The sequence below is a fragment of the Haliscomenobacter sp. genome (assembly GCF_040403615.1).
Taxonomy (GTDB): domain Bacteria; phylum Bacteroidota; class Bacteroidia; order Chitinophagales; family Saprospiraceae; genus Haliscomenobacter.
The window spans coordinates 39,934-60,108 of sequence record NZ_JBBAKG010000032.1 but is presented as its reverse complement, the minus strand read 5'-3'; the positions used below and the strand labels follow the sequence as shown (position 1 = coordinate 60,108).

4 protein-coding genes are annotated in these 20,175 nt (G+C 47.8%); 2 read left to right on the top strand and 2 right to left on the bottom strand.

Annotated elements, in window-relative coordinates; all coding sequences use genetic code 11:
* The first annotated feature begins 124 nt into the window (after positions 1 to 124).
* Together ABW391_RS12415 and ABW391_RS12410 are read left to right on the top strand one after the other, a co-directional pair.
* Positions 125 to 3,337: an AAA family ATPase gene (locus tag ABW391_RS12415; RefSeq protein ID WP_353482192.1), complete on the top strand. Its 3,213-nt coding sequence runs from the start codon at positions 125 to 127 to the stop codon at positions 3,335 to 3,337.
* Positions 3,338 to 3,426: 89 nt separating this feature from the next.
* Complete coding sequence (locus tag ABW391_RS12410) at positions 3,427 to 5,967, top strand: DUF5686 and carboxypeptidase-like regulatory domain-containing protein (RefSeq protein WP_353482191.1); 2,541 nt, start codon at positions 3,427 to 3,429, stop codon at positions 5,965 to 5,967.
* A 106-nt stretch (positions 5,968 to 6,073) separates the two neighbouring features.
* On the opposite strand, the gene ABW391_RS12405 is transcribed toward ABW391_RS12410, so the two are convergent.
* Entirely contained in the window at positions 6,074 to 6,772 is a 699-nt protein-coding gene (locus ABW391_RS12405; RefSeq protein ID WP_353482201.1) for a carbonic anhydrase, read from the bottom strand.
* Positions 6,773 to 6,874: 102 nt separating this feature from the next.
* Entirely contained in the window at positions 6,875 to 20,137 is a 13,263-nt protein-coding gene (locus ABW391_RS12400) for a GEVED domain-containing protein (protein ID WP_353482190.1), read from the bottom strand.
* Positions 20,138 to 20,175: the final 38 nt, after the last annotated feature.

Genomic DNA, 20,175 nt, shown 5'->3' with positions numbered 1-20,175 from the left:
GACAAAGATGGTTTTTACCCCATCGCTGTTCCTGGCAAATCCGAAGTAATCTAGTTGTAGCGCCCCTTTCAGGCGCCCTGATATCGTTGGGGCGCCTGCAAGGGGGCCCATAACCCATAACCTCATGTCACTTCCCATCACGATTCCTTTTTTCGCTTTTCGCCTGCACTTCAGTAACAATCTCGCCTTGCTGAATCCGATGACGGACGTACAGGCATTTCGTTTGGGAAAGACCTTAAAGGAAGTAGCCTCCGAGTACCAGGCAGCGCTCCAAGAGCAATTGTACAACCAAACACCCTTGCTTCCACTAATGGATCTTTTGCGATCCAGTACTTTTCACAAAGCTAGTCTGGATGTAGAATTTCCAACTGGAGCCAGCAGCCCCGGTTCACCTGCCTTTAACTTGAGTTTCGATTATTTTTTTGAAGAACAAGAAAAGACCTGGCGTGCTATTTTACCAGCCTTAGGTTTAGAGACTTCTGCAACCTTGCAAGAAGATTTGGATGAAAATCTCCGGGAATTGGTACGGATTGATTTCAGGAGACAAGGCCGTCTTTTTTCAATCCAGGACATTATTTCAACCATATGGCACAAGGGTGCAGAATTAATTCAGGAAGAAATTAAACTGGAAATACTTGATCCAGGTGAAAAACGCCCTGCAAAGGAGTTGGGAAAATTTATCTGGCTGGATAAAGTCGCCAGCAAACTCAACATTACCCGCCAGGAAAGCTACGGTTGTGAGAAGGAACTGCAACAAGTCCTGCGCATTTTACGGGGTGGATATCCCAATAACTTGTTGATCATTGGTCCATCCGGGGTGGGCAAAACAGCCATTGTCTGGGAGGCAGCCCGCCAGTTGCAGCTCCACAATCCTGATGAATTCATCGTCTGGGAAACAACAGCTTCTACCCTCATCAAAGAACTTTCACAAGATCGCGGTTGGGAATTCAACCTTTCAGAATTACTCAAAGAAATCGCCAACACCCCGCATATTTTGTACATCCGCAACCTGATGGATTTGTTTGAGGTAGGCCAGTACCAAGGCAATGAAGCCAGTATCGCCGAATTTTTCACCCCCTACCTCAGTCAGGGCCAAATTCGGATGATTTCAGAATGTACCGAAGATCAATTCGCGCGCATTGAATTGAATGCACCGGGCTACCCTGCCTATTTTCAGGTGTTGCACCTCAGCGAACCCCGGGAAGAGCAACTGGAACAAATTATCCTTGAGAAGGTAAAAGCACTCGCCGATCAAGCCGGTATTTTGATTTCCGAAGAAGCCGTGAATGAAGTCATCCGCTTGCACCGTCGTTTTATGCCGTATGCTGGGATGCCCGGCAAACCCATTCGCTTTTTGGAAGGAATGGCCTTACGCATGGGGAAGACCGAAAACAGTCCCCAGGATTTTTCAATCATCGATCGCAACGAGGTTATTCGCTATTTTTGTGCCGAAAGTGGGATGCCACCTATGATCGTTGATCCGGCCATTTCATTGATCCCGGGTCAAGTTAAAAGTCATTTTTACCAACAGGTGTTTGGACAAGAAATGGCCGTAAATGCAGTAGTCGACGCATTGGTTGCCATCAAAACAGCCCTTTCCCGAACTGGCAAGCCCATTGCCTCTTTCTTGTTTGCGGGGCCAACCGGAGTGGGTAAAACCGAATTGGCCAAGGTATTGACGGGATTCATGTTTGGCGACAAAGACCGAATGGTGCGTTTTGACATGAGTGAATACGGCACTCCTGGTGCCTTGTTGCGGTTAGCAGGCGCAGGCAGTACAGAAGGCTTGCTGACCTCGGCCATTCGCAAACAGCCTTTCTCCGTATTGCTTTTTGATGAAATAGAAAAAGCACATTCCAATTTCTTTGACCTGCTACTACAACTGCTGGGTGAAGGCCGACTGACCGACAACCGCGGGCGGGTTGCTGATTTTTGTAGTGCCATCATCATCATGACCACCAACCTAGGTGCCGATTCTACGAGACCAAGGCCAGGATTTGGCAATGCGAATCGTCCCACCCAGGAACTCTATCAAGAAGCGATCAAAAGGTACTTCCGACCTGAGCTGGTGAATCGGATTGATCAAATCATCGCTTTTCAATCTCTAGATAAAACCCTAATTCGGGCCATTGTCAATCGGGAAATTGAACAGTTCAAAACGCGTGATGGGATGCGCTACCGCAAACTGGAACTGAGCATTCAGGAAAATGCCCTGGAATTGCTGGCCGAAGAAGGTTTTCATCCCAAATATGGTGGCCGCCAATTGCAACGGGCCATCCGGGAGCTGATTGCCTTGCCTCTAGCCAATCAACTCAATCTGCATGACCCCACCGACAAGTTGAATGTTGTGGTAAAAGTGGCCAAAGGCAAAGTCAAAGTAGAAGTGGAGCCAGAGCCTACCCCACTGGAAGAATTACTGGATGAATTCAACCTCCAGGATGCTGCCGATCAAGCATCGGTGTTGCGGGCATCTGCCAATGTGTTCAAGGAGGGTCATCTTTTCACTTTGTTGCTACAAGAACTCGACAATTTAGAAGAAAGCCCAAGCAAAGAAGAAGAAAGCAAAGACCCTGTTTATTCCGCCCAAGCTGAATTCCGCAAAGCAGGGCTTATCGATATTCGCAACAAAGTCGAACAATTGGTGCTTGAAGTAGAAGACCTGGAGCAGCACTTATGTTTGACAGTATTGGGAACGGGTACTGCCGAAGATCAAATCAGCGAAGTAGACCAATGGGAGGAAAAATTCTTTCGCTTGAAAGTTGAAGTCAATCAACAGGCCAATCCTTCTGCCAATACCGTTTTTCTGAGCATTTATGGTGAAGCATGCGAAAAAATGCGCCCGGTTTACTTTTCAGTTTGTGCAGAAAAGGAATTTGAATTCACATATACCGAAATTTGGTTTAGAGAATCCTTGTACAATCACCCCCCGGAAGACTCTAAATCTGCCGAACAATACCTTTTAGTAGAAAAAGCCGATCTAGGCAATTTCATTCCCCAAGCTGGCGATCGGTTGATTGGCCTGATCCTAAAAATAAATGGCCCAGGTGTACAGTTGTTTTTTGCAGGCGAAGCCGGAATTCAAAAATGGCACAATCCACAACGCAAAGAAACTTTGCTTGCCGAATTAAAAGTGAGTGAACACAAAGAAGTACCCCCAAAGGGCATTCATCAAAAAAATTATTTCAATCGCATGCCGATTCGCCGTAGTCTTGAATTTCCCCAAATCAAAGACAATGTTTGGCGTATCAACCGGCAATTGGCCGAAGATCAGTACCTTTCCTATCTCCTTTTCCAACTCGAACAACAATTTAAATTGAACTTAGACAACCAATTTTAGTTTTTAAGCGTATTAATCCAAGTCACCCCTTTGTGTTCAGCTTTATGATGCTGCTCACAATGCACCGAATTGGATCTAAAAAATTGAAAATGAGTTTGGAGTTGAATTTTTTTTCACTGCAAAAGTATGTTTCCCGGATCATTGCTTTTGCCCTTTTATTCTTGACATACAGCGTCTTACAAGGACAGAACAAAAGCTATCTTGGCAAAATCCAGGATGAGTCTACTCAGGAACCGCTGGCCTTTGTAAGTGTGGGCATCAAGGGACTTCCACAAGGAACGACCACCGACCTAGATGGCAATTTCACCATCAGCGCGCCCAGTACAGCAATACTGGTGATCAGTTATGTCGGCTATCATACCAAAGAAGTTCCGCTCAAAAGTGCCGGTTCTTTTTTGTCTATTTTATTAAAAGAAGACATCCTTAGTCTGCCCGAAGTGACCATTCGGCCCAAAGAAAACCCCGCCTGGGGCATCATCCGCAAAGTATTGGCCAATCGCCCACAGAACAACCCTGAACAGTATTCTTCCTACCAATATGTTTCTTACAACAAGTCTTCTTTTACGGTTGGAAATTTCCAAAAGTTTAAAGAATCGCTCAAAAAAGACAAGGACAGCACCAAAGAAGACAAACCCAAAAAGCGCTCGCCAGAAGCCATTCGGCGCGACTCGGTAATCAGTGATGCCTTGCTCCATAAGATGTACTTGTGGGTTAAAGAATCTGTAGTGGAGGTTTACCACAAATCTCCAGCCCAAAACAAAGAACGCATCATGGCCAGCAAGTCTTCCTTGCCTGGTGATTTTTCGATGGGATTTGCCACCAGCGACTTCCAACCTTTTGGTTTTTATAAAGAAGTAATGGTGTTGACTGCTGCCAATCTTAACTTTGTCAACCCCATCAGCGAAGGCACTTTCAATCGCTATGATTTTCAACTTCAAGATACCATCATCCGGGGCGAAGACAGTACGTTCGTGATTTTTTACCAACCACTGAAAGGCAAAAATTTTGATGGATTAAAGGGCGTTTTGCACATCAACTCCGATGGATTTGCCATGGAAAACGTAATTGCGAGTCCTGCCGATACCAGCATTGCCGTAAAATTCAGGGTTCAACAGCAATACCGCCATACCGGCAAGTTTTGGTTTCCTGAAATCCTGCAAACCGAACTGAGCTTGCCCGTTGGCAACGAAGGCAGCACTTTTGACTTACAGATCCGCAACCGCACCCAGGTCAAATCCCCTAAAGTCAACGAAGACATTCCCGGCAACATCTTTAATTACGCAACTCGGGAGCAAGACGCCAATGCCCGAAATTTGAGCGAAGAAGAATGGAAAGCGCTGCGCATGGACTCCTTGTCTACCCGAGAGCAAAATTCTTATACCTTGTGGGATTCCTTGCCAGAGCTGAAAGGCCCCAAGACTTTTTTCAAAGTAGTTGGTGGTGGCGCCAGGTCTTATTATACGGGCATGTTGCCGATCGGAGGTCAGCTTGAAATCCCGTTGCGGGACGTCATTGGCTTGAATGGATACGAAGGATACCGCCTGGGCATGGGCTTGCGCACCAATTTCAAAAACCTGTCCTGGTTGCAACTCCGAGGTTACGTTGCCTATGGCATCAAAGATGAAGCATGGAAATACGGCCTGCGCAGTGAGTTCTTGCTGAGCAAACAAAAAGATTTGCGCCTGCGTCTGTCTTATCGCCGCGACCTGAGTGAACCCGGCACAACCAATATTTTGTCGGACAACACCCCTCTGCTTGGTCGGATTGTACCCCGCAACTGGATTCGCTACCGCATGGACAGTGTGGAAACCTTTCGGGCAGAGTTGTTTTATCGGCCCAGTGCCCATCTTCAATTCAGTCCTTACTGGAAAAGAGAAACCCGACAAACCACTTATCCTTACTCTTTTGTACAGGGGGAAAGCATTTCAAGTGGCACTTTCCGCCAGGAAGAAGTGGGCTTGAGCATTCGTTTTGCACCCAAAGAATGGTTGCACAAAGACGGCATCACCGAAACGATTTATTACTTTACATATCCAGTGTTTGACCTGCAAGTGGCCCAGGGCAAAATCAGCGGCGGAATTGAGCCAATCAATTATACCCGCTTGATTTTGAGCATGGAAGGTCAAAACACCTCCAAATCCATTGGCCGCAGCGTTTACCGATTAATGGGCGGAATGACCTTCGGAAATGTTCCGTATCCTTACCTGTTTAATGCACCGGGAGTACGCCGGGAAGGTGGCTCTCCGATCTTCAGTTACCACGTTTTTCAAACCATGGGTTTGTATGAGTTTGCTGGAGATCGCTTTGCTTACTTTTTCTTCGAACACAATTTTGGCAAACTGTTGCTCAAAGTAAAATCCAAATACACGCGTCCAGAATTCGCCATTGCGCAAAACATCGCCTGGGGAGACCTTTCCAATCGGGAGACCCATCAGGAAATCAACTTTAAAACCCTCAATCAGGGGTATTACGAAACCGGACTTTACTTGCGAAACCTGCTGATGTTGCCCATCTTCAAAGCCACCAAATTGAGTGCCGGAGTGGGTGGATTCATGCGTTGGGGGCCCTATCGATTGCCCGAAGTCAAGAAGAATTTTGCTTACCAGCTGAATTTTTATTTCACGCTTTAGTACCGCTCACACCTAAAAAGAAAGTCCCGCACATGATGTTACTGAAGTATTCAAACTTCGCAACAACATATGCAGGACTATTGGTTATTGTATTTTCAGAAAAAAACTACCCTTTCCGGTATCGAATTGTTCTGCTGCCAAGCGGTTGAATTGGCCTGGCATTGACTTTCTCAATCGTCTCGAAAGATTTGATTTGATCAGCAGAGGCTTCGATGGCCTGCTCCATTACCATCCAGGTTACCGTTTCCGAACAAGGTGGAGTAGTAAGTGATCCTGAGTAAGTAAAATAGCTTTGGTTGACGGGCATAAAATTGCTGGCCGAAAATGTAAGTGTAGCATCATCAAAAGTACCATTTTTGGCGGTCGGCAGCTTACTGGCTATTTTCTTTAAGGTAGCATTTTCAACTCCTGCTTTTACAAAAACACCAATCACGGCCAATTTACCTGTTGCACTGTTTTTGTGTACAAAATGCATTTCCATTGGCAATTTAACACCATTGAGTGTATGCTCGCTGTGGGTATGGGTATGGAATTGTAGCAACTGATAGCTATCACCAGCTAGAGACAAGCTGCTTCCTGCATCACAATTGTACTGTAGCGTGTGGCCATTGTTGACGATATGAGTTGAAGTGCTCAAGTAGGTCTGTGCAATAGCAGTCAAGGCCTGATCATTTACAGCACCCTTCAAATCAATTGGCGATTGCATTGATCCACCACAAGGGGTGTAATCAATACAGAGTTTTGCCCATTCATCAGGTCCGTCTACGCCTCCATATTCCCATTGTACATCGGTACAGGCGGGCAGTGGTTCATCTTCCTCTTTTTTACAGGAAACAAAAAAAGCATCATCCCAATCGATAAATATGGGATGATTGCATTTTTTGAAAAAATCGACATTTCAGTGTATTTAAAGATTCAACAAAATCATCTTTTTGGTATCAACAAAATCCGCAGTTTCGAGGGTGTAGTACAAGACTCCACTGGCCCTCAATTCTGCTTGTTTCAGTACAATTTTGTTTTCGCCTTTGCTGTACGTTCCATCGACGCGGTAGATCAAACTTCCTTTGGAATCGCGGATGCTCAGGATTCCTTTGGTCGCTTTTGGCAGGTAGAAACCGATTGAGGTTTCTTCACTGAACGGGTTGGGCTTATTCTGACGCAGTACTGCGAAATCCTGGCTTGTAATCGCACCAAAGGACAGTTTTACACCAATGCTTTCATTCTCTTTGTCGTAAGCTTCAGCAGGTGTCAGTCTGCTGCTGATGTTGAGTACTTCGCTGAGTTTGGTATTGGCTTTAGCCTTCAATTTCAGGGTAAACAACACCTCGTTGCCCGCTGCACTCACCCCGGAGTTCAGGTTCCAGCTGGTAGTGATTGCTCCTTTATCTTTGAAGATGCCAAAGTTGTCGGCCTTGGCTACACCGTATTCGATGCCTTCCAACTCTACCAGGTTTTGCGCATAAGTGAGCGTAAACTGGTATCCCTGGATGTTTGGCAAGTCTTTGGCGCGAATGGTTACTTCGTAGCTGCCATCCACTTTCATGGCTTGTTCTTCGGCAGTCAACAACAAGTGGCGGTTGCTGCGAATTTCAGCAGCTGCTATTCCATTTACTGTTGAAGCGTTGCCGTTGACATCCCCCATCTTGATGGCCACAAAGTCAGCTTTGACGTTGCCATTCAAGTTGTTGACATTGATGACCTCGGGGTATTCTGCTCCAAATGGATTGGAAGCATTCGGGAATCGGTAGGCTGCATCGACAAACTTCCAGCTTGGTACACTCTTGAATTTATCATCCACTTGCAGAATCAATTTCCGAATCTGGATCATGTCCAATGTAGTGATCGATTTGGAGTTGTTGACGTCTGCTGCGATTTGGCGGTAAGGATTGTCAATCAACTTGACACCGAGGATGTGCTTTTGGATAACAACCAAATCGAAAGTGGATACCCCGTTGATGTGGTCTTTGTCCAACTGAGCGCTCAAAGAGAAATCTGCACCTTTGCTCAGACCATTAAAGGCAAACACCCCAGAATTGGCGGTAGTTTGTTTCAAGGTACTGGCACCATTCATGTCGATTGCTACTCCGACTAAGGGCACAAATTGATCGGTCGTAACTACACCAATGATGCTGCCCAGATTGGCGTTTCCAGTTTCGCAAACCTTGCGGTTGTCCTGGACTTCAACAAAGCTTACACAGAAGTCGTGGTTGCCGGCATTGTCCCAGGCGTGCAATTCCACCAGTACAATCTTACCTGCTTCCTTACAATTGAAGACCATGCTGGTTTGATTCTCACTGGCAGGACTACCTACGCGGTTGATCGAGTATTTGGTAACCAATTTGCCATTGCCGCTGGTTTCAGGACCTTGGCCATTGCAATCAAACACTTTGGATGCGACGAAGTCAGTCGCCCACACGGTGATCATTCCACCGCCGTTGCCGTCAGGCATTAGACTGGTGCTTAGTCCGTTAATACAGATTGGAGCAGGACCTTTGCAGTCTTCCACTGTGAACGGAATGCGGGTAGGCTCACTCAGGTTGCCACATTCATCGCGAACCACCACAATCAAGTCGTGTTTGCCTTGAGGCAGGTTGCTCACGTTGATCTCGAATTGACCACCAGTTAGAGGTTTAACTCTCCAGCGTGAAGTAGAGTAGGCAACCATGCTGCCCGCTTCGCGGGTTTGGAACGGTGCAATGGCGAGCAAGTTGGTTTCCAAGGTCACCTGGTCGGTGCAGTTGTCGGTTCCCTTGACAATCATTTTGATGTCGGCCAGGCAATCTCCACCTTCGCGGATACAGAATTTGGCTTGATCACCGGTCACCACCGGTTTCACTTCGTCATACACTTTGATGATCTGGGTGTACTGGAAGGCGTGGTAGAACTCACCAACGGGCAAGCCGTATGGATTGCCGCTGAAGGCATTTTCACAATAAGCAGGAACGAAGGATTCGTCGTTGCCGGTGGCTACTTTGCTATCAGAAAGGTTGCCTTCTTTTGGCGTATCATTGAGTGAGAGGTAAAACTCTTCCCGTTGATCTTGGTCGGCATCGCGAACCAACACATAGATTGGAGTTTGTCCGTAGTTGCTGTAGCTGCGGTCTACCACATATACTATGCCATCGGCCGTAGGATCGCCACAGCTGTCGTCGTAGGCACACCAGTCGATGACGGTATAAGTCCGGAAGATTTTGTAGCATTCATCATTTGATGCATCGTAGCGCTTGTCGGTCACATTGACGGCCAGGATATCGCAACCCAATTCCTTGGTAAAGGCGGTATCAATCACTGGCGTTTTGCAATCGCGTTGATCTACGTCTTTAGGGAAGTAGATGTTGTATTCGCGCAGCGGCAGTACCCGGATGATTTGTTTGCAAGTAACGACGACAGACCCTTTGGAAGTTTGTTTGGTCAGTGTCCAGATGCGTTCAATGGTACCTGCTCCACACTTCAATTTTTTGATCACCGAATAGGCGGTGTCAAAATCTGCGCAAAGGTTGCCACTGGTAATGAGTACATCGCCGAATGCTTTGGCCGATGCCACTTTAGAGTCGATGAAATACAAACTCTTGTCATCACAAGAAACTGAAATTGTCCAGGGAGCGCTACACACTGGAATGGTTTTGTCTTCGATCAAGACGTTGCCCCAACTGTAGCTCCTGTTGCCAGCGTTGTCATTACCCCACAATTCCAGCATTACCGTGCCTCGGTCTGCACAGAAGAAAGGTACTGAATCCATAAGTGGAGTCATCAGCAAGCTGGTATTCGCATCGATTTTGAAGTATTCCTCGGGATCAGCTTGGCGGTTGCGGTTTACATCCACGTAGTCTTGAGGAGAAGTAGTAGAGGAAGAATAGGCGTCGATCTTGCCATTTTCATTGGCATCGACGACTCCCTTAATTCCAATAAAATTGGCATTGACAAGGTTTGAAACAGGGCGGCGCAAACGCTTCCATTCTAATCGGCTACAATTGTCCCAACTGCCTTCATCAAACTGTTCGGCGCTGACAAATCCCAATCCACCATTATTGAGGCTCAAGATCAGCTTGTTGTCGCTCTTCATCACGGGAGCAATCTTATCCACTGCCCGTATTGGATAATAAATTAGGGTATCGCTGTTGCACACATCATAAACGCGCAACCTCAAAAACCAATTCCCCAGCATGGGTATGCCCGTGATGGAATAGCCCTTGTCGCAATCTCCTTTGACCTGCACGAAAGGATCGGTAATCCATTCGTAGCTTCCCGTTGGACGTTTGAATGGATCCAAAATTGGAGATCGTTGCACCACTTGCAGATCGAAGCACCACTTGCTTTGCTCAGTGATGTCCAAATCTTTGCGCGTGAAAAAGTAGCTGCCTTTGCATTCCATTGGGGCCGTAGAGACGGTCAATACATCCCCCGCATCGTAAGTGGAAAGTTTATCGTCTTCTGGTCGATCGCGTTCGCCACCTTGATACCCACTGCCCTGCACCCCATCCCGGTCATAGTCAGGAATGCTTACAATAGGCGTACCATTGTCCCCCACGATCAGGTGTTGTTCCCAAGTCAACATGTGCAGGGATGGATCCCAGGCAATGCTGGAGTAACAATCTGCATCAGCGTTTGGAACAAGGTGGTACACAGGGTAACTGACCTGGTTGTTGATGACGCCGTAGCACCAATCGAGCAGCGTCCAGTGCCGAATGATCTTGCGGCCACATTCTCCGGTTTTGAATACTATTTCATCTGTGTAATTCAGAGCAATACCGCAATAATCCCGACCAGTGAGGTAAATGCGTTTTCCGGCGCCGTTCAGGTAATACGGTACTGATTCAGCGAGATTGAATGGTGCCTTGATTAAATCTGCTGGAATCAAATCCTTAGATGCTCCTGCCAGGTTGTTGGGAATCTCTACTTTACATTCTGGAAGTACAATTTGAGGACGACGGAAAGAAATGATTTGCGTGCAAGTCGTTTTGTTGTCTTTATCATCCGTAAAGGTAAAGACCCGTCGGATGCGTGCATACACAAATCCGGCATTGGCGCTGGCATCACAATCGGCCAACACTTCGAGTTCATCCTTTACATTGTCCAACCAGGCTTGTCCACAAGAATCCTTGGCTACTGCAATCCCGGTGTAGTACGGATAATTGGGATTAGACCAGGAACGCTTTACGTTCAAAATGCTGTCGATATCCGTACAGACGAAAATGTAGGTGCCCGTTGGGGTATTGCCAACTACTTTGCGGTCGGTATTGGTGGCACATTGCACCACCGGTGCAATTTTGTCTACTAGGATAAAGTCTCCCCAAATTTCGACACAACTATTGGCTACACTGATTACAGTGTAAATAAGCTTTCGATCCAGGAATTTTTTGGCATCGAATGGGCGCGGATCATCCGAAGTCCAGATGGTTTCCTTGGTCCACTTGTCCTGAATAATCACGGCGTAGTAACTGCCTTCAGTGTATTTGTCAAAACCACAGGCTGGGTCAAAGTTGGGGACAAAAATATCCGCGTTGATGATGGATTCACACTTGCTGTTTAGCGCAACCCGTACATCCTTGATGCCACTGTTCCAGCGCGTTTTGATCCAGCATTCATCGTTTTGAACGGTTTTGTCGTTTTCATCTTCGTACTTGTCCCTACCTGTTACGTTTGGCGCAACATAAGGTTGCTGATAATCACCCTTCAAGCCACGATCAGCAACCATGCCTTCAAAAGCAATCATGTCGCTGCCTGGCATTGGATCATTGAATTCATCGGTGGCATCAAATACCACGATGGATTTGCCAAAACGAGGATGGAAGAAGCGGAAGTCGGTCAGTGGCCGTTTGGCGCCGGTTTGTTTGTTGAAACCAACGGCGCGAGCGGTGACCTGACCTTGCGACATCCAAGGGTATTTCTCGGTTTTTGATGGATCGATTTCAAATTCTACGCGGATACACACAATTGAATCACCACGCAGCAAGAAATTCGTGTTTTCAGAAGTTGGCACCAACAAACGTAGATCGGTGACCCCATTGTAGTTCGGGTTGGGCACCAATTGTTGTTTTGCACCCAATTGTGACTTTCTGTATTTGCCGTAAGCTGGCCCTTTGATGTAGGCACTATCGGCGATACTCACTTTAGGTTTGGTGCCCGTATACAAGGCATTGCCGTAAGCAGCTTTCAGATCAAGGAAAGCTTGCAAACTATCAAGTGGCACTTCTTGTGGGTTTTTCACACACAAGTGCATGATCACATTGAAGTTGTTGCACAATTTACTGGTTGGAAAATAAACGCCAACGATATCCAGATTGGCTTCGATATTTGGCTCATCTACCCAACCGATGTCAACCGACTTGTCCCACTGATTGTCAGGGAAGAAGGCCGGAGTAAATGGATTGGCATTGTCGTCAGCGTCGCGTTTGCCATTTTCACCCACTGGGCGATCATTGACACATACTTCGGGTTGACGGCTGTTGCCATCGGTGATTTTGACAAAAGCACCTGGGCCACGGCTAGTGCCACCAACACCTTTGGTGTGTCCATCACTGTCGTTATTGTCATCTACTCCTGGGTTATCCTGCAGGGTAACCACGCGGTGTTTCGGCCAGGCATTCACAAAGCTTGCACTGTCGGTTGCAAAATATTTCCGTGGCAACACGTAGTAGATACCAGGGATCAAACCACGGAAAGAGTACAATCCGCTGTCTGCTGCTGGTGAAGTACCGGTTTTTACCAGTGCGCCGGGAGTATATGTTCCTACTGCAGAAGGCGCAATTGAGAGGTTGTACCTGATATCTGTAACAGCACCCAGAGAACTGAGGTTGGTTTGGTAACCCACAGTGTCAAATGCACCAGTAGTACCATTGACTCCACCCCAAATCAAAACGAGGTGCAAAGAGTCCACTACGTCTTCATTGGCATCCTGATCGCCAAATACATCGTGATCGAACCAGGCCAGGTTGCCAATTTTGGCAACAGGAATGGCGTAATCTTCCACTTCCCCTTGTGGGTATGGGTATCTGCCAGCATTACCCGCTACATCGTTGAATGGCTCATAAGCCTTCACGTATGGAGATACTGTCATGTGGAAGCTGTTGTTGTCAGCCGCCAAACCATTTGGGAATGCATTCGGGAAAGCCGCTGCATAATTGGTCCAACCCAAACGGAAGCGCATGAATACTGTTCCTGAGTCAAAGACTGCAGTTGTTGGTACTCTGAAGGCTAGGATGGTACTGTCCACACCGTTTGCGCCCGTTCCAGGCAAAATTGCCGTGCGGGTATCGGTGATATCGGCAATGTTATTGGTTGTCAACAGAGCATTGGCCGAAGTAGATTGATGCGTAAACTCTACTTTTTCCGCAGGAATGTCCATCACTCCGTTGCCGTTCCAGTCGATGAAGGCATCGAGGTAGGCAGTGCGGTTCACATAGCCACCTGCTGAAGTATCCTGAGAAGTATAGTTGACTTTGATGTAAGCGTATTCACCAGGGAGCAGCGGAGAAAGCAAGCGAACACCTGTTTCATCATCTGCTGTTACACCTTTTTTGAAGGCACCCTGGTCATCGTCGTCACCGCCGGCTTTGCTGCCTGCGTCTGCGTCTGGCTTACCGTTTAGTTCACCATCTACACCTTTACCCAAGTATAGGCGAGGCTGGATGGCGTGGCGTGGGCCAAATTTACCACTGAACAAGGCGTTCATTGAATCGCGCAGGGTCAGGTATTTAGAACCAGGCAGGATGGCAGTGATCGGCAGATCGCCATAATCAAATCCAGTGTAACCAAAGTCACGGGTTTCGTCGTATTGGTTGTCCGGGAAGTTGTTCAGGGCATCCGCAGAAGGTGGCCGATTGTTACCTGCGACCAAACCACCCACATCGTTGCGGGGTGCATTTTCATCTAGGCACAAGGCCATTGGATTGGTAATGCTAAAGGTATCGGCAGTGATGCGGTTGTCGATCAACAGGTCGTCTCCGTTGCTGTTGTCATCAATGCAAGAATCATCTGATGGATCAGGATTGTTGAACGTAGAGGTCATGCCCGCTGGATCGTCAACAATGATCCGGTATACTGGATTTGTAATGCCAGAAGGATCGACATTGCCAATCAAGCCACAGAAATAGTAGCGGCCATTGGCGTCGGTCGTATCGCGATAGGTAAATTCATATGGATCGCCATTGTTCAGAATACCATCCGCACCTGCGAATTGCAAGGTGATCGGAACATTTTTGATGCCTGGCTCAAGTACATCCTGGTAACCGTCGTAATCGCGGTCTTCGAATACCGTGTTGCCGACTTTAGTCAATGCGATGAAATAATCTTCTACTTCACCGTAAGGAATGACTCCACCGGGAACCTGGGAGTTACCTGCTCCTGGCTGAGGGTCAGGGAAGTTGAGGTTGGCTGCTAAAATTCCGTTTGGCCCCAAACGAGGATCATAACTGATGCGGAAACGCGACAAAATATTGCCATTGTTGTAAGCCACATTGGCTGGAACTTTGAAGGTCAGGGTAATAGAATCCGCAGCCGAGGTCAGGTATTCCATTTCCAGTTGTACCGCTTGGGTATTGGGTTCCAGCACGGTTGGTTTGCCATCGAGCAGGCTAAAGAGGATGTGTTCGTTGGCATCAATATTGCCAGCGCCATCGTCGAAATTGCCGTCACCGTTCCAGTCCATCCAGGCATGCAGGAAGGCATCGGGGCCGTCGAAGTTGTTTTTAGCCTTGTATTTAACCGAGATCATGGCATTGTAGCCAGCGATCATTGGAGTCAGGAAGCGAATCCCGTCTTCATCGTCGCCACAAGTATTGGCCGCCTCGTGGAATGGCCAGCGGCGACCTTGTGACGGATCGTAAGGGAAGTTGGGATAGTTGCTGAAGTTGGCAATTGGATCATCACCACCTGAATCTGGGCCTGGTTTGAATTCGGCGCCAGCATCCTGGTCGGGTTGTCCGAGCCATTCTACATCTTGGCAGTTACCCAAACGCAGGTCTGGAGTAACGATGTGTTTAGGCCCTTCAGGCTTGGTACCATTTTCAGTGGTAATGAAGCTGGTATTGGAAGGATCGCCAGCAGGAATGTTGGTGGTTTCCGCCAAATCCCCCAAGTCCAGACCCACATAACCAAAGTCGATGCGTTGTTCTACGCGGTTATCGGGGAATACGCCCACTGCGTTTGGATCGAGCAGTTGAGGGTTACCTTGATCAAGGATACCTTCTTCGTCAGTACCTATCAGGTCAGCTTTGACCTTGATTTGTTGACTCTTGGATTGGCGTCTTTCACTACTGATATAATTCCAAGGATTTTTTAGAGGTTTGCCATCACTATCGAGGTCTTCTTCGGTTACGTTTTTGATGTGATCAAAACGGGTAGGTGTCAAACCAAAGGTATCCAAAGCAATGATTTGGTAAATCCCTTCGATCATCCCGGTGAAACCATAAACCCCTTTGGCATCGGTGAAAGTTTGTAACACATAGTCTTGAATGATATCACTACCACCGTTGACCGCCAAGGTGTTGGGGTTGGTATTCGTATTTTGATTAACCGAGTCACATACTCCAGTGAAAGGAACAATACCCCCAAAACGGAGAATCACCCGTACATTCTGGATGCCGAGACTGATTTCGGAAGCATCCTGCAGGCCATTGTTGTTGCGGTCTTCCCACACCAAATTGCCCAGTTTGAATACTGGAATGACGTAATCTTCCACTTCACCGTCCAGCGCCAGGCCATTGGGGCCAGGTGCAGCATTGAAGTTGGCATCCGTAGTCAAACGGAAGCGGAAGAAAACTTTGCCTTCATCAAAAGTGGCATTGGCAGGTACGTTGAAGGTGACCACCTGAGCAATCGTAGCCGAATTGGCGGGTAGGGTAGTGGTGGTCACTGGATCAAGGGTGCCATCGTTGTTCCAGTCTGCATAAATGTGCAGAATCGCGCCATTGGCCGAAGCATTGCTGGCGGTAAAGGCAATTTTTGCCGGGTTGCCAGGAGCCAATGGGGTAAGGAATACGATGCCATCCTCGTCATCGGGCAAACGATTGAGGTCGTCGCCGTCTCCTTTGGCCGAAGGTTGCCCATCGGGTTCGGTATCGATATTGGTACCCAAAATAACCAGTGGGTGCACGGGTACAGCGTGGCGGGCACCATTGCGGGCACGCAAAGTTTGGAAATCATTAGGTCCAATTCCTACCGTCGCATCGGGCAAGTCGCCAAATTCTTCAGTTTGTAACTCCACCATAAAGTCTTCCACTTCCCCATCGGGCGCTTGACCGTAGGCATCCAGGATTTCACCGGAAGTGACGCGGATGCGCACCCCGATAGAATCAGAAATGCCAATATTTGGAATGATGTAGTCAAAGTCAATATTGCCAGTGAAAGCCGCAGGTACGGTTTTGAAAGTTGTCTCTTTTGGCCCTGTAAAAATTCCATCCCCGTTCCAGTCGATGAAAGCCCAAAGGGTGGCTGTTTTTGCAGGGAAATTGTTCACTACCGGTACACGCAAACGAATGGGTTCTCCAGCGATAAGTGGATAAGGCGCCAGGGTATTGGGATCAATGAAGTTGTTGATGGTCAAGTCTTCATCATTGAATCCATTGAAGTCGTCACCTGAAGCGGCTTGATTAGGCTGGCCTTCGTTTTCAGCATCAGGTGCGGTAGCACCAATATAGAGTGAAGTAACGGGCGGATTGCCGCTATCTCCATCTGGATCAATAGCATAAATTTTGTGGCTTGGGCCAGGCTGACCACCTTCATTATCAGTGATGTAGCGTGGTTCCACTAAATCTCCCCAGTCATAACCTACGATATTGACGTACAAGTCTTCTACTTCACCGTAAATATCGGTAAGCAAGCCTTGTGCAGGCCCGGTTGACAGTTGCACCGACACACTTTCATTGCTCAACCGGAAGCGGGAAGCTACGCGGTTCGGCAGTGGGTTGGGTTCGGTAGGAACATTGAACAATACTTCATAATAACCACTGAAACCTGGAGGAATGGTATCAATTTCGGATTTTTGATTTTGATAGCCATCTTCAAAAGATCCATCGTCGTTCCAGTCTACAAAACCACGCAAGTAAGCATCAGCGCTGGTTTTATTGGTCACAAAAACCTGGAAACGGGCAGGTTTGCCCCGCACAATGGAGTCTGGAGGAACCACCCCGTCTTCATCATCGATGCCATTGATGTCGTCACCAAAAGCATTGAATTGAGGTTGTCCATCTCCTTCTGCATCAATGGTATTGCCAATGCGGAGGTTTTGATCAATCAAGTGGCGTGGGCCACGAGTACCATTTAAGGCAAAAATGGTTTCATAGTTGCCTTTGGCGGTACCTGACGCAGCATCCGGTAAGTCGGCATAATCGAAGCCAAATACTGTGACAAAGAAATCTTCTACTTCCCCGTCGGGAGCTGCTCCATTGGCGTCTACCACAGTTCCAGTGGTTAAACGCACCCGTACACCAACCCGCAAGGCATTGTCCAAAGCCGGAATGGGGATGTTGTTGAATACCAAGGTGCCGCCCACTACTGGTGGCGCGGGCAATTCAACCCTTTCCTGAACATCAATAAAATCTCCATCTCCATTCCAATCGAGGAATACAATCATATTGGCATTGCTGGCCAAACGGTTGGTAAAGGGAATGGTCAACGTGATGGTATTGCCCGCAATCAAACGGTCGCCCGTTGCTGGATTGGTGAAGTTGGTTTGACCCAAATCTTCATCGTCAAGGTAATTGTTGTCATCGCCATTGGCATTGGCATTTGGCTGCGCATCCTTTTCAGCGTCAGGTGAGGTGGCTCCGATGAACAGGGTATTTTGATAATTGGCTGTAGTCGAGCTAGGATCAATATCAATCGCACCAATGCGGTGACTTGGTCCAGGCGTTCCACCAATTGCATCGGTGTTGAAAAGAGGTTCGGGTAAATCCGCCCAGTCGTATACCAGTACTGGTTTAATGTAGTCTTCAATTTCGCCATCCTGAGCCAACCCAAAGGTTCCTGGATTGGCCTGAGTAGTGAGGCGGAAACGGAAGAAGGCTACATCACCGCCGTATTGAGCATTCAAGGGGAATGGGAAAGTCAACTGGCGCGTTACTGTTCCAGCATTGGCGGCAATGAGCGCATTGGCTGGCACGGTAAAGGTGACGGGCAATAGGGAATTGACACCGTCATTGTTGAAATCTGCATACAAATATAAGGTAGCAGGACTAGCACTATTGTTGGTAGCCGTAAATTGAACCGTAACTGGTTGACCAGGAACCAATGGTGAAGTGATGAAAGTAATTCCATCTTCATCATTGATGTTGATGTTGTTTTGATCATCCCCAGTAGCTTGTGAGGATGGAACACCATCGCTTTCGGTATCGGTAGCATTGCCCAGGTACACCAATTTATTGACTGGTACAGCATGGCGGGCACCATCGTCGGCTCTTCTGGTTTGGTAGTTGTTTACGCCTAAGCCGGCTGTTGGATCGGGTAAATCACCAAAATCTTCGGATTGGAGCTCCATTACGAAGTCTTCCACTTCCCCATCTGGGGCCTGACCATAAGCATCCAGGATTTGCCCGGAAGTCAGGCGAACCCGCACACCAATAGAATCAGGTTTGGCAATATTGGGAATAGAGTAACTGAAATCAACATTTCCGCTGAAAGCAGCAGCTACCGGTTTAGCAGTAGTTTCTTGAGGCCCGGTGAAACTGCCGTCGCCATTCCAGTCGATGAATACCCACAAAGTAGCGGCTTTGCTAGGGTTGTTGTTGACTACCGGCACCCGGAACAAAATGGGCTCGGAAGCAATCAGTGGATACGGAGTGAGCAAAGAAGGATGAATGAAATTGTTTTTGCTCAAATCTTCATCATCCAAATAAGTATTGTCATCTCCCGTAGAAGCCTGGTTGGGTTTTCCGTCTGCTTCTGCGTCGGGTGAAGTAGCACCAATGTACAAGGAGTTTTGATAGTTGATTCCGCTAGTTGGGTCGGTATCAATGGCATTGATCCGGTGGCTGGGGCCAACAATCCCGCCCTTGGCATCGGTGATGTAACGGGGTTCTGCCAAATCCGCCCAATCGTATACGAGTACAGGGCGCAGGTAGTCTTCTACTTCACCATCGCTTGCTAGTCCAAAAATACCTGGATTGACTTGAGTTGTGAAGCGGAAGCGGAAGAACGCAACATCCCCACCGTATTGTGCATTTTGCGGAAATGGGAAAGTCAACTGACGGGTAACAGTGCCCCCATTGGCGGCAATGACCGCATCAGCGGGTACAGTAAAGGTGATGGGCAACAAGGAATTGATTCCATCATTGTTGAAATCTGCGTACAAATATAAGGTAGCAGGACTGGCACTGTTGTTGGTAGCCGTATATTGAATGGTTACTGGCTGCCCAGGAATCAAAGGTGAAGTAAGGAAAGTAATTCCATCTTCATCATTTAGGTTGGGGTTGTTTTGGTCATCGCCGACGGCCAGACTGGAAGGTACTCCATCGGATTCAGTATCGGTAGCGTTGCCCAGGTACACTAATTTATTCACCGGAACAGCGTGGCGTGCCCCATCATCGGCTCTGCGGGTCTGGAAGTTATTGACGCCTAATCCAGCAGTTGGGTCGGGCAAATCACCAAAATCTTCAGCCTTTAGTTCCACCATAAAGTCTTCGACTTCCCCATCGGGTGCCTGGCCGTATGCGTCCAGGATTTGTCCAGTGGTCAACCGAACCCGTACGCCAATCGAATCTGGGTTAACAATATTGGGAATGGTATAATCAAAATCTACATTGCCAGTAAATGCTCCAGCAACCGATTTGAAGCTGGTTTCTTGCGGCCCGGTAAAACTGCCATCGCCATTCCAGTCAATGAACACCCACAAAGTGGCTGCTTTGCTGGGGAAATTGTTGACCACCGGTACCCGCAAGCGGATTGGCTCAGAAGTAACCAATGGAAAAGGTTGATTCGTTGTGGGATTCAGAAAGTTTAGGGATGACAAGTCTTCATCTGCCTGGTAGCTGTTGTTGTCACCATTGGCCAGGTGCGTGGGTCGGCCGTCATTTTCAGAGTCGGGCGGCGTAGCGCCTATGTAAAGTGTATTGAGGTAATTTTGGCCTGATCCTGAATCTGAGTCAAGATAATGAATCCGGTGGCTTGGGCCGACAATACCACCACTCGCATCAGTAATGTATTTTGGCTCCGGTAAATCCGCCCAGTCGTTCAATAAGATATCCGAGCTGAGGTAGTCTTCGATTTCCCCAT

Coding starts and splice junctions, on each gene's coding strand:
- ABW391_RS12415 (WP_353482192.1), top strand. CDS start 125: ATGTCACTTCCCATCACGATTCCTTTTTTCGCTTTTCGCCTGCACTTC.
- ABW391_RS12410 (WP_353482191.1), top strand. CDS start 3,427: ATGAGTTTGGAGTTGAATTTTTTTTCACTGCAAAAGTATGTTTCCCGG.